Source organism: Galenea microaerophila (assembly GCF_054657255.1).
Map to the genome: position 1 here is coordinate 16,821 of NZ_BAAHWZ010000004.1, position 12,387 is coordinate 29,207.

Genomic DNA, 12,387 nt, shown 5'->3' on the forward strand with positions numbered 1-12,387 from the left:
TGTCCATTTTTCGGAAGCGTTGCACTTATATATTGTGAAGATGCAAAATCTTTTTGTGAATTTAACAACTATTGGAGGTAAAAACCTATGTCACTACATACTAAAGCAAGCGAAGCTCTAAACTCATGTGTACAAGAATATAATTTGCCAATTGTAATTCGTGAGTGGAATAAAGAAGCAACTGAAACATCAGAAGCAGAAGTGTCAGGAGAGGATTTTGTGAAAATCCCAGAAGACGTTGCTGAACCACCTGCTTTCTTGGTTTCATTGGACGGTCAAAGATTTGCGGGATTTGAAACAGAAGAAGTTTTGGAGCTTGACCGTAGAGAACTAGCAAAAGAAATCCTAACTCGTATTCATGCTTTGAACGAATAATCTTTTCTATGAAAGTCCCCTGTCCTTTAGGGGCAGGGATTTATTGAAAGTTATTTGTTTGAAGGAGGTGAGCATGGATTGTTAAAAATTTGATATAGTGTCAGCAAAATATACTTTGGGTTTGTTGGCACTATATAAATAAAAAGGAGGAACCTAATATGCGTGCACCAACAGAAAAAATGACCAACTATGCTTTGGACATCGCCAAAGTCAGTCCTGAACACTTAACCTCTTCTATCCTTAGTAATTTTGACGCAACATACGATTATATTCGTCGGAATAAACACCACCTTAAGAAATCGAAAGTACCCCCTCAAAAGATTTTAACTGGTCTCTATAAGCAAAATTATTTAGATGACAATCGAAGCCTTTGGAGGCGGTTATTTACCCTTCCTGCTTTGATGATTTGGGCACTTTCAATTTATGCCATGTATCACTTTGAATGGCATACAGGTAAGGTTTATCTTATTTTGTCACTAGCCTTACTTGCTCATTGGGCAAGTTTTAGAATTGAAAGCTATCCAACTTGGTTTGTGGTAAATAAAGGCGTATGGAAAAGCTTTTTTACAATTCGCTCTGCGGTTGCTTGGCTAGCCTTTATTCCCGCCCTTCTCACAATCCCAATGACTCTACCTATGAAGGCATTGGTATCAACGATATTTCTTTATTTACAGTGGAAAACATTTAGGTTGGAGACTGTGCCACCGTATTATTTGGAGAAGAATATCGATTTTTGGTATAGATATTTGCCAATGAAAATGTTGGTTGCTTGGATTGTGCTTATTGGGCTTATGTTTTACTTTGAGATATTTTTCCCATTTTTAGTTATAGGCATCATCTTAAACATAAGATTATATAAAAGTAGGTCAGGATATAAAGATTCTGATTCAAGCTCTGTTTTTGATTCTGGTTTTGTTACAGATGGCGGATTTGATGTTCCTACTCCTGGAGATATAGACGCTAAATCATTGATGGTATATGAGAATAAATTTTGATATTTATAAATATATATAAATGGTTATGTCTTTTGATAACAAGAGGCATAACCCTATCAATCAAATATAACCATTCTTAAAATAACTGTAATCTTCATAAACTTCACTAAGAAAGTGACTCATTCTAAATCCTCTTCATCCAGCATAACCAATATGCCATTAACTACATCTTTATAGATTACTCCATTGCAATTAAATTCAAGCCATTGACCGCAATGTTCACACTGGAAAGGCTTAGTGTCGGCGTAATCACGTGATTCAAAGTGTTCTTCACAATTTGGGCATATCATTTTTTTGTTACCTTCAATAGCTATTTATTAAAGCCAAACATATTCTTTAGAGAACTTATTAAATCTAACGCTTTATTATTTGCCTCTAATTGTGCCCTTGAAACTTTTGAAGCAGGTGAATGATTATCATATTGTTGTTGAAGTTTTTCTAACAAAGCTTGTGCATCATTTATATCTTGTTTCGTCCAAACGGTATTTCCAATATTCTTCTGTTCTAGATATTCATGTAATTGTTTTATTTCATGTTTGATTAATTCACTTTGTTTCTGTGCTAACTCGATGTCGTTATTTGCTTGCATGGCAGCTTGATGCGCATCATGTTTGACCTCTCCTCCATGTTTTTGTATATAGTTTTCGACTCCATCAAGTAAACCGTTCAATGCTAGTTGTTCTTCTTTAATATGTCTATTCACTGTTTGTGTTAAATCACTATTACCTTCAGTGAATTCTTTTATTGTTCTTAATCTTTGTTGCAATGTTTCTTGCGATTGGTTCATCTCGGCTATAGCTTGCAATGCTTCAGCATCACTCTTAATTACCCCGCCTGAATAACCTGCCACAATTTGTTCATCTCTTGAAGTAGCCTCAATCCTTTCATAATTTGTTGCAATATTTTCATATTGCTTTGCAGCGCTGGTGTAGCTGTTTGCTAGCTCCTGATTTTCACCTTTAACACTATTTGCCAATGCGCTAAATACTTTAGACATTAATTTAGCATATTGACCTTGTTGAGAATCCGACGTATTTTCTGCACGGCTCTTTAATTCATTAAAGGTTATGGTTTTCTGTTCTCCATTTTTATCTATATATTGAATAGATATTCCATCAGCTAATGATACATGTCCCCCAGTACCTCCAGCTTCTGCACCTAATTGAATTTTCACCTCTCCTCTCAAATCATTATTTGCTGACCTAAGTAGATTACGCAAGCTATTAAGTCCACTGCCAGCTTGTGTATTTGTTCCTGTAGTATTGGATGCACCAACGCCATCAGTAGTGCCTTCAGAGCCAGTTGTTTGTTCCCCTCCTGCCATAGTTTGAAGGGTTTGATTCATCCACTTCTCGTTATATTGTTTTAGTTTATTTGTTGATTTTTCAATTGCTTCTTGAGCAGCTGTTTTCACTTGTGTTGCTATTTTATGTGTTTCGCCTACCTCTCTATTCACCTGCGCTTTTAGAGCATTACTAACTACCTGACCATGATTAAGGTAATGTGCTGCTGATACTCCACCTTGATGTGCACCTACGCCCATATTCCCTACAACAGTCCTCATTGCTGACATTTCTTGATCTAATGTAGTATTATGGGCTTTCACTTCACCATAAGATTTATTTCCTGTAGCGGAGATTTCTGCTGCTTTATTCGCAAAACTTGTTCCGATATTACCTGAAATAAAGCTAGTGAACGCATAACCACCCCTAATGATTGCCCATGAAATCATTGGAGTTGCAGCGGCTAATGCTGATGCAGCCAAGATAAAGTTATTGGTTCGAGCATCTATGAATGAAGTATTTATGAAGTTATAACCCAAATCGGCTACGCCAGCTAAATTACCTTGTGAGTAGAGCTGAATAACGTAATTGATTACACCTAAAGTAGGCTCCCAAAGAGATAGCCATACTAAGATTAACCCATAGTTTATTGCCATTTTTAATCCACCGGGTAAAAACATAGCAACAAAAATTATCGGTGTAAGCCCAAAAATAAACGCCTGTAAAACAGAATAGAAGTAACCAGCAAAGTCAGAGAAAAGAATGGCAGTTGTTGCCCATGAGCTTTTTTGAGATTGTTCCGCTTGAGCGATTGCGAATCCCATATTTGCAGAATCATCACCTGTTTGCGCCGACATAGCCATGATGGAAGGCTTTAATGAATTAATGGCAGCTGCTTGTTCAAGTGATCTTGTTGAGTCATATGAAGTGGTATTAAAAACAAACTTCTGAGCAGCATTTAAAGTGTTAGCTAACCATGTATCAGATGCAGCTACCCCAGCCTGATTTTTAAACCAGTCCGGTGTGGCTGTTTTTATGTATCTACTGATATACTCAAAAGCACCTTTAGCATTTACTTGACTATAAGTTTTTGAGGTAACTACTGTTGCGTTTGTTCCTTCTGGAATACCATCTTCCGTGCAGGGAACGACGGCACCTGTTGGTCTATTTCCAGTATAGACTACTGTAAACAAAGATGGATTTACTTTTGAAAAAGTCCCATTAGTACCAAACAAATCTGATGAATTTAATACCTCTCCTGAACTGATTAATCCTGATGAAATACTTGGTATAACACAATCGTCATAGAACCGATTGATTGTTGTTTTTAGGTAGGGTGAAGTGATTTCAAGTTTTGTTGAACTGGAAATAATCTCATTACCTATATTAAAAGAGCCGCCGGATGACACAGACAATGAAGACGGCAATGTAAAGTGTTTTTCAATTAATTCGGTTAAATTGTGCCCCATAGTTGTGATAACGGATGCTGGCAATGCAACAATTGCGGGCACATCAGTTATTTGTTCAACATCATTAAAGACGGGATCGTAAACCGTTACGTTAGACTTCTCCTTCAAACCAAACGAAGACATAGCTGTAACACTAACCAGAATCACCCCTATCTTCTTACCATCTACGGTTCCAGCAGCACTTAAGGTTGCAGCAACTAATGTGGAAAATGCAGCAACAAAAACCACCAAAGTCATAAATGATGATTCTTCCATCATCCCTTTTGATGCTTCAATAAGCCCTGCAATAACGTTAGCATTTCCGAACGCATAAACTGTCCAAGAAGAGTTACTTCCCCCTGGATTTATATCAGCGTGCGCTAAAAAAGGCAGTCCTATTAATGCTACTAGGAGACAAGTTTTAAAGATATTCTTCATATTAAACATTTATCTACTACCGACCTTGTGCAACTCTTCTTGCCACCATTTGAGAAAATGCTAAAGTACCAATAGAACTTTGATAAGCTGCATCTCTCACAATTACTTTATGAATATTGTTTAACTGCGCCATCATCTCTTCTTGTACTTGATAAGACGTTTGAATAACTTCTTGGCTTTTTTCCATAAATTTAGCTATAGATTCAAAAACTTTATTAATTTCTGCTTTTGCTTGAGATAATTCTGCATGTGATTTACCATTTTCATCAATATCTGTCACTGTTGAAAACCAAGAATTAACAATCCCTTCTGCAATCAAAATAGCAATCACTCGTGAATATTCGTTTACCAATTGTTTAGCCACTGAAGGATAGACAGCAGCAATACTAACCATCTTATAAACAGGTAAAGGTGAAATCTGAATAAGCTCTATTTGTTTTGCTGTTAATCTTTTTCCTTTACTAATACGATCAACTGCACCTAAAAGCAATTCATTAACTCTATTTAAAAGTCCATACTCTGTAATTAAAGGAGTATTATAAGCAGGGAATACTTTCATAGCAGTTACTAATATAGTTTTAGGTGCATCACACATTTTAAAAACGCCATTTTTTGATTTTGGCGTATTAGGTATTGTTCTTTGACCTGTAGCTGAGTCATAACATAGGATATATTGTTGACCTTCAATATTTTTAGCTGCGTCTTTATAAAGTTCTTCAAGTTTTGTGTTTTCTGGATTCTTATAATTAGAAGGGTTGTATCCAAACAATAAAAGATCAACAAGCGCGTCACCTCTATTTAACTGTGGTGGCTGTACATCAAGAGTTTCAACCTTTTGACTTGATGGATTAATGCTGTTTGAAGAGTAGCCTCCTATCGTCATAAAAAGCTCTTTGATATAGGTTGAAGAAAAGCCCATATCAGTTAATGTCATCCAAGTTTTGTTTCCGACAAAGTCTGCATATTTCGCTGCGGCTGTGTTTTGGTCTCCTTGCCCATTTATCCATTGAGAAATTTTTGTAAAACTATCTTTTACACTAGAACAACCTTTGGTAAATGCAGATAAAAATCCATCACTTGCACCAGAACCAGAATATTCTGTTGAACACATAGATTTTGCTGCGCGTTGTGTCATATTTCCATCTGGATGAAGCTTGCCAAACATTCCACTAACTAATTTAGTCGCTGCTTGGCAACTGTCTAAAGACATAGAAGTCGCCATTTGTGATAAATCTTGCATTGTGGCTAATACGTCTGCACAAATTGGGCAGAATAATCTAATACCTTGCTGAATCACTAAACCAGAAGAGTTTGAAAGGATTTGATTAATAAATTGACCTATCTGCTCCCCATTAATATAAGAGAAACCGCCAAATGTCATATCAACACCTGAACATCCAGCGGTAAATGATGGAGGCGAAATAGAAAATAGATTAACATTACCTTTGGGCACACGAATTCTTAAACTTCCCCCATAGAAATTTGTCCTAACTCCAGTTTCAAACCGTCCACCATCTGAAATAGAAACTGACGTACTACCAATCAAAGAATCAAAAGCATCATCAACCGAGCTATCAGAAGATGCTGCATTTACAGTTACAGTTGTCCAGCTCAACACAACTAATAAGATGAATTTGTTTGCTATTCTCATTTTTCTTTCTCTTCTCTATTTCGCTTCCTAAAATAGTGAATAACAACTAAAAAAATCACAAAAATTGCAAAAAATTCCATCATGTAGCTGTTACTTCCAGAAGTTTTGCTGTCTGTAACCTTTGTTTCTTTCACTTCAATTGACGTAAGATGCTTATGCACATCTGGGTTTATAGGCTTTTCAACCGGCTTTGGTGAATCAACTACTTTCTTTTCCGGATGAAGCGCCTGATACTGTTTGAAGGAGCGAATAGGTGCAGGTAATGACATTTCTTTTTTGAAGGTTTAAGGTCTAATACAACACTGCGTTCCAATAAACAACAGATAGCCACTATCCCCTTTCATTTGATAGTTTAGAGGCGGGAAATAGCCCCATTTAACAGCTGGTGCCCCAATGTAAATTGGTTTCCCTGATTGATATTTAGGATAGACTGGAGCTACACGTACTTGAGTCTTCATAAAAATAGGATTAAACGTTGAGAAGCATTTAGCTGCCGGACCCAAAGTCGTTCGCCATGTTCCTAACCTAGCGCTTCTTGCTAGAAATTTTGCAAGTACTAAACCATTTGATTGTTGCGCTGATGAGTTTGTATTTGGATTTCCTGAAAATGGATACATTGAACCCCAACCCCCTGCACACCAAAACAAGGCATCTTGGGGATAATAGGTCATAGCACTTACTGCATCTATTGCACAAGCTGCTTGAGCAATTGGATTGGCGAATAGCACTGATTCTGGAGAGAGTACATTGCTCCATAGATCTGATTGCCAAACTGGGTCAATTTCAGTTAAATACCCCATAGAAAATCCATTGGAACTTGCTTGACAGACGGCATCTGTAAATAAATCTAATATTGCAAACAATGGATATTCCATCCAATGGATTTGTTCTCTGTTAGAACTATTTTTAGCGCCTGCACCCCTTCCTGTTTTCCCTGAACCCGTCATAGTGTCAAATCCCGATAAAAGCTTTACGCCACCTAAGGTATGCATACAACCGGGTACTTTGGTTGATTCCACTAGATATAAAGGCTCATGATAGGTTACGCCAATTCCAGGAACTACCGTAGGTAAAACATGAGAAGGACACATACAAATCGCATCTTCATGTAATGTTGGAGGATTACTTCCCCCACCAATACTCACACCTGCAAAAGTAATGGGAAAAATATCAGATAGATTTGCCTTCCAAGGCTGAAAAAACTCTCCCTTACAAGTTGATCCGCTTACTGATATTGCATGACTTTGCATTAAAACCAATATTGAAGCGGCAAAAAGTACTGTCTTAATCCATCTCATCCCAAACATCCTCAAAATGTTTCAATGTAAGGGTATTCATTTCACCCAAAGCAATGTTCATCCCCTTCACTCCTACTAACACAGGATAGCGCTTAAGTTGAAACTTCTCTACTATCCAAGGATAGGCATAAAAAATAGGCTTGTTTAACTTGTCCGCTAACCTTGCAATATCACCACCTACTGCAACCAAATAGACTTGGTTAGGATGCTTACTCTCTGCATCTAAAGCTAACTTCAATTGGTCTTCGTTAGAAGGATCAAAGAAAAACATCTTGGTTCGGGGGCGAGCATATTTAAGTGGATTCAGTTTTTGTCCTTTACGCCCAAGAATAACCGTCCTTCCATCTATAGTGGGGGCAGTTATGTTTTCTTTAAGCACAATAGTAGGATCAACAAGGCGGAATTTATCTTTTTTAGCTAGCTCTAAATCCGCATAAGGCATGTTGTGAAGTTTTTTCTTCTGGTCTTCTGCTATTTTTTTATTAACTTCCTTCCAATCTTTCTTCTGCATCTGCAAAGTTATGATGGCGAGCATGTTAGGTTCTTTTATCTCAAAAATCGTTCCCCTAACCCCCAAATCATAAGCCATCACGTTCAAAGGAAATAATAGAAAAAAGATAATTATTCGCATGGTTCTCCTTCAATCACCACTGCCCTACCATAGGTTTTTGATTCTCCACCTGCATATGCAAAAGCTTTTATTCCCGTTGAACGGATACTTGTAGCAATATTGACTGCTCTTAATGCAGACAACATCTTATTTATATACTCCTTTCCTACCGGACTGGCATATCCAGTCACCCTATAACAAAGGTTTTTATCTAAAGATGGAATCACTTCATAGGTTTGCGCTTTATTATTCGCAAAATGCAAAATAATTTTTTTTGGCTTTTTTACTTTTAGCACTTTAAGCTCTTTAGCTTCGATTTGTTTAACCTTGATAACTTGATGCTTCTCTATAAGTACTGAATTCTCAACCATAGGGGGAACATCTACAGGAATCCCTATCATTTCTTTATCTCTCCTTTAAAAAATTAATTACTGAATCCGTATAAACCTGACTGTTGTTATTCCATCTCCACTCTGCAATTCTTTTTCCGTTTGGTGTTTCTGCAACGATATAAGGGACATAAACAATGTTGTAATATTTAAATTCTGTCACGGCATCTATAAAAGCAGAACGAGGGGCGAATTTATTGTAATAATCCTTTATTTTTTGATAATCCAGCTTTACCCCTTGTAACATCACCCATTGATATACACTGTCAAAAGAACTCAAATCTGCTTTGGTTTTAAACCCTAATGAAATCGCCGAAGCAATTCTAAGTGTTGTCGTTCTATCTAAAAAGTTTTTGCTGGTATAAAAGAAGCGTACTGCGGGTGTGGGATAAAGATTGTTATTAGCAACTTCTACAGGAAGAACAGGCTTCAATTGAAAATCAATATAGCTCTTTCCTTGCAAAAAAGGCAAAACCGCATCAAGTGTAGTTTGGCAATAAGGACATCCAAAATCTATGAACATCTTCATCACTATAGGGTCTTTGCTTTGTTGGGCAAAAGAATCTTTACTTGGTTGAGCAAATGCCCTACCTGACGCTAAAAAAAGCGCACCAATCAAACCCTTTTTAATCACTTCTCTTCTTGTCTGTAATCTTGTAAAGCTTTCCATTGCTGATACTCTTTCTTATAAAACAAGCTCCAAAGGGTATAACGACAGGTATAGTCCGTTTTATCTACTGCGTTCTGTACACTTTTTGCCCATGGCTTATGTACTATTTCCATCACTGCTACTCCAGCACCACCTACCCATTGAATAGGTTTACAGCCTCTTTCAAAGCGTTCACTAGGATCAGCTGGCAATACAGACCAAATGATGAAGAGGATTAAACCGATGGTCGAAAAGAAACCCGACAAGATTCTAAACATAAGTCTTTCCCTTAAATTTTCATGTATGCCCTAAATTCTCGTCTATAGATAGTGATTTCTTCTCTAAAAAAAGACCGAAATTAATAACTGGTTCTAAGAGAATATTCTTACGCAGCTCTACTTCGCTCAAGAAAAGACTAGGAATCCAAAAAGCTACTAACAACCAATTTGCAATATTGCGGTGCTGCTTCACACTAATATGAAACTTAATCTCATTCTCTTTGTTTCCCATAATAAAAGCGCAATCTGCTTTCGTTTTATATGCTATTCCCTTATCTCGACAAAACTCTAGAAACGCATCCGCTATTACTTGAGACAGTTTGTTCACCATCTTCACCCTACACGCTTGATCGGACAAAATAGCCTTCTTAATCTTTGGGCTGTCTAACTCAAACGTCATCTCAAACTCAATCTCTTTTTTAGCTAAGTTGTACACTCAAAACTCCTTCTCTTTTTTTATTCATTTATTTTCTTTATCGCAAACCATAGTGTTCAAATTTTAAAAAATCTCATTCTTCATCTAAGAAATTCCCTATTTTGGTTTTTCGTTTCACTTATTACATCCTTCATCAAGAAACGAAACCATGAAAAGATACTCTTTGGTAAAACGGATTTTTCACCAATACGAAGACAGAAACCAAACCATCCAGTAACCACTCCCTTACAATTACAAACAAATGCAGCATAATAAAGCCAAAATCTAATCTCATGGAGGATGGGGTATTCTCCATACTCTTTCGACATGAATTCATTACATATGGCTTAAATAGACACCTTCAACTACTATAAAGTGCATTGACTTTCTTATTTGTAGCTCAAGGTTAAAATGGATGAATAGAACTTGGATGGAAAAATTTTCTTTCGAGAATAGACTTCTATATCTAAAGAAACCCGCAACCCTTGTCTTTTTTCCTGATGAAACCTCAACCTAAAACAGGATTTGCTTTAACTCTTACTTGGATTCCAAATTGTCAGTCTTCAATTCAAAACTCAATGGAGTAACCCAAGAAACCAGCAACCAACAAAACGACACTATCTAACTACAAAATGGGCACGCTCGGCATGATTACTTATTATATCGTTAGAATGGTTGTGCGGATGAATCAAAACTAGCCCTTTTCTACCTCTAACAAACATCAACTTTTAACGTTCTCTCCTAACTAATTTTTCTCATCATCTCAAGCAGTCTCTTGTGCAAAAGAATGAACTCTTTCTTGTACTTAATAAGTAACTTTGCCTCTAAAACTAGCTCTTTAACTCTCTCATAATTCCGTTCAAACTCTCCTTTCCTTCTCAAATATCTAACTGGATTCTTACCTTCCTTTAAAGTAAAAGTCAGCAGCAATGGATTATCCCTTGTGCCACTTTTATAACGCTGAATTCTCCATCTAGCATGCGGACAACCTGCACACTTACGACCACAATCATACAAATCAAGAATGATTGTTCCATCGCCACCAGACTGCAAATCCCTCAACTCTTGAGATATTTCCTTTAGCCGGTCATTAATCATTTTTACTGCTAAATCGCCATGCTTGAACTCTGTTCTCATAGTCTCTCTCTCCTTCTAACAACCCTTTATAGTGAATCTCAAATTGAATAATTTATCCTCAAATAAACTCCAATCCCCCCTACATATAAACACTAACATCCCTCTAATTCTTTAACCCAACTAACTTTCTCACACCTCTAAACGCTCTGTATTCTCTACCTAAAACACCCTAACTTTACCCTACCCTAACGTTACACTCATTCACCTATCCAGCACTTACCTTCTCCCCTAACTTTACGCTTTAACACCACCAAACCCTCACTCAACAAACCCTAACCCTCCCTAACTACCAATCCAAACGTGCCCTTAATAACCCCTCTAAACGCTCGCAATACACCCATCCATACCCTCCCTTATCTAACTTCCAAACACTCTCTTATATGCACTATCACGTTCTCTATAAACTAACTTCCCTAACCCTCTCTAACCCCTCTAACACTAACTTTTCACTATGCCTCTAACCCTTCTCTTTACTCTTTACCTTCTCTAATTAAGCGCTTCACGTTCTCTAAAACCAGATTCAACTATCATGCAAAATCCATACAATCTTTCTGCCTTGGCATGCCTTTTACAGTGCAAGACTCAATAGCACAGACAAATCATAAAATTTTTCTCGATAGCAAATTTTTATGTTCCCTTATAAACTCCACAAAAAAATACAAGGCATCAATTTTTCATCACTGCATGGTTTCACAGAAAAAAACGCCATTTCTCAATCGACCCAACAGCCTTACTGACCATCATTCACCCTTCAAACAAAATAGCTCTACTACATGAAGTGATGACACCATCAAAACTCAATATTGTGATGTTTTAGTCAAAAACTTTCTATGGTGCAAATAGCTTCTTCCATAAAAGTCTTATCCTTCTATCTAACGCTTACACTCTGTTCTCTAACGTACCCTTATTACCTAACTCTTCTAACTCTTAACGTTCTCATACTCTCTAATCCTAACGTTACTCAAACACCTTACGTTACTCAAACACCTAACATTTCTCTCATTCCATTACGTTACGCTAAAGCTAATGTTTCTCTAACCCTTACGTTACCCTAATTCTTTACGCAAACTATCCTCTCTATCCTTTCTCTAATACTAACCTTCTCTATATACTCTAACCCTTCCCTCCTCCCCTATACCCTTTAACCTTACTCTAACCTCTAACTCAACTCTTATTCCTTACCCTAACCCACCCCTTCCCTTATCTTCTCTATTACTAATGTGCTCTAACCCCTCATTCTCCACACTTCCCCCCTTCAAACAAACCCTCTCTAACCCCTCTTTAATCTTACGCTTTCTACCTCTCAACTCTTTCTATTCTTCTCTAATCTTAACCTCTCTTTTTGATAGCTTTTAACTCCTACAAACACTTATCTATCTTTTTGCTTTAACTTTCCTTATTCCACTAACTATCTCTAATTT

12 protein-coding genes are annotated in these 12,387 nt (G+C 37.0%); 2 read left to right on the top strand and 10 right to left on the bottom strand.

Annotation, left to right across the window (positions count from 1 at the left end; all coding sequences use genetic code 11):
• Window positions 1-87: 87 nt before the first annotated feature.
• Window positions 88-375 (top strand): hypothetical protein, encoded by a 288-nt coding sequence (locus ACYQ05_RS08330; RefSeq protein ID WP_459820121.1) that lies wholly within the window; start codon window positions 88-90, stop codon window positions 373-375.
• 158 nt (window positions 376-533) lie between these two features.
• Window positions 534-1,370, top strand: a complete 837-nt coding sequence (locus tag ACYQ05_RS08335) for a hypothetical protein (protein ID WP_459820122.1) — start codon at window positions 534-536, stop codon at window positions 1,368-1,370.
• A 310-nt stretch (window positions 1,371-1,680) separates the two neighbouring features.
• Here ACYQ05_RS08335 and ACYQ05_RS08340 read toward each other — a convergent pair whose 3' ends face one another.
• From ACYQ05_RS08340 to ACYQ05_RS08385, 10 genes are all read right to left on the bottom strand, one after another.
• Window positions 1,681-4,548 (bottom strand): conjugal transfer protein TraG N-terminal domain-containing protein, encoded by a 2,868-nt coding sequence (locus ACYQ05_RS08340; protein ID WP_459820124.1) that lies wholly within the window; start codon window positions 4,546-4,548, stop codon window positions 1,681-1,683.
• A 7-nt stretch (window positions 4,549-4,555) separates the two neighbouring features.
• A complete protein-coding gene (locus tag ACYQ05_RS08345; protein ID WP_459820126.1) occupies window positions 4,556-6,190 on the bottom strand; it encodes a conjugal transfer protein TraH in 1,635 nt (544 codons plus the stop codon).
• Window positions 6,187-6,459, bottom strand: a complete 273-nt coding sequence (locus ACYQ05_RS08350; protein ID WP_459820128.1) for a hypothetical protein — start codon at window positions 6,457-6,459, stop codon at window positions 6,187-6,189. Before ACYQ05_RS08350 ends, ACYQ05_RS08345 begins: the two co-directional genes overlap by 4 nt.
• 15 nt (window positions 6,460-6,474) lie before the next feature.
• Window positions 6,475-7,488 (bottom strand): TraU family protein, encoded by a 1,014-nt coding sequence (locus ACYQ05_RS08355; protein ID WP_459820129.1) that lies wholly within the window; start codon window positions 7,486-7,488, stop codon window positions 6,475-6,477.
• On the bottom strand, window positions 7,475-8,119 hold the full coding sequence (locus tag ACYQ05_RS08360) for a hypothetical protein (RefSeq protein ID WP_459820131.1): 645 nt from the start codon (window positions 8,117-8,119) through the stop codon (window positions 7,475-7,477). Before ACYQ05_RS08360 ends, ACYQ05_RS08355 begins: the two co-directional genes overlap by 14 nt.
• Window positions 8,110-8,499, bottom strand: a complete 390-nt coding sequence (locus ACYQ05_RS08365; RefSeq protein WP_459820132.1) for an OmpA family protein — start codon at window positions 8,497-8,499, stop codon at window positions 8,110-8,112. The genes ACYQ05_RS08360 and ACYQ05_RS08365 overlap by 10 nt, the downstream gene beginning before the upstream one ends.
• Window positions 8,500-8,503: 4 nt before the next feature.
• Window positions 8,504-9,157: a thioredoxin domain-containing protein gene (locus ACYQ05_RS08370; RefSeq protein WP_459820134.1), complete on the bottom strand. Its 654-nt coding sequence runs from the start codon at window positions 9,155-9,157 to the stop codon at window positions 8,504-8,506.
• A complete protein-coding gene (locus ACYQ05_RS08375) occupies window positions 9,118-9,414 on the bottom strand; it encodes a hypothetical protein (protein WP_459820136.1) in 297 nt (98 codons plus the stop codon). Before ACYQ05_RS08375 ends, ACYQ05_RS08370 begins: the two co-directional genes overlap by 40 nt.
• Window positions 9,415-9,433: 19 nt before the next feature.
• The gene (locus ACYQ05_RS08380) at window positions 9,434-9,850 is read right to left on the bottom strand and encodes a hypothetical protein (RefSeq protein WP_459820138.1); all 417 of its coding nucleotides are present in this window, start codon (window positions 9,848-9,850) and stop codon (window positions 9,434-9,436) included.
• A gap of 720 nt (window positions 9,851-10,570) precedes the next feature.
• Window positions 10,571-10,966, bottom strand: a complete 396-nt coding sequence (locus ACYQ05_RS08385; RefSeq protein ID WP_459820140.1) for a hypothetical protein — start codon at window positions 10,964-10,966, stop codon at window positions 10,571-10,573.
• Between the last annotated feature and the right edge of the window lie 1,421 nt (window positions 10,967-12,387).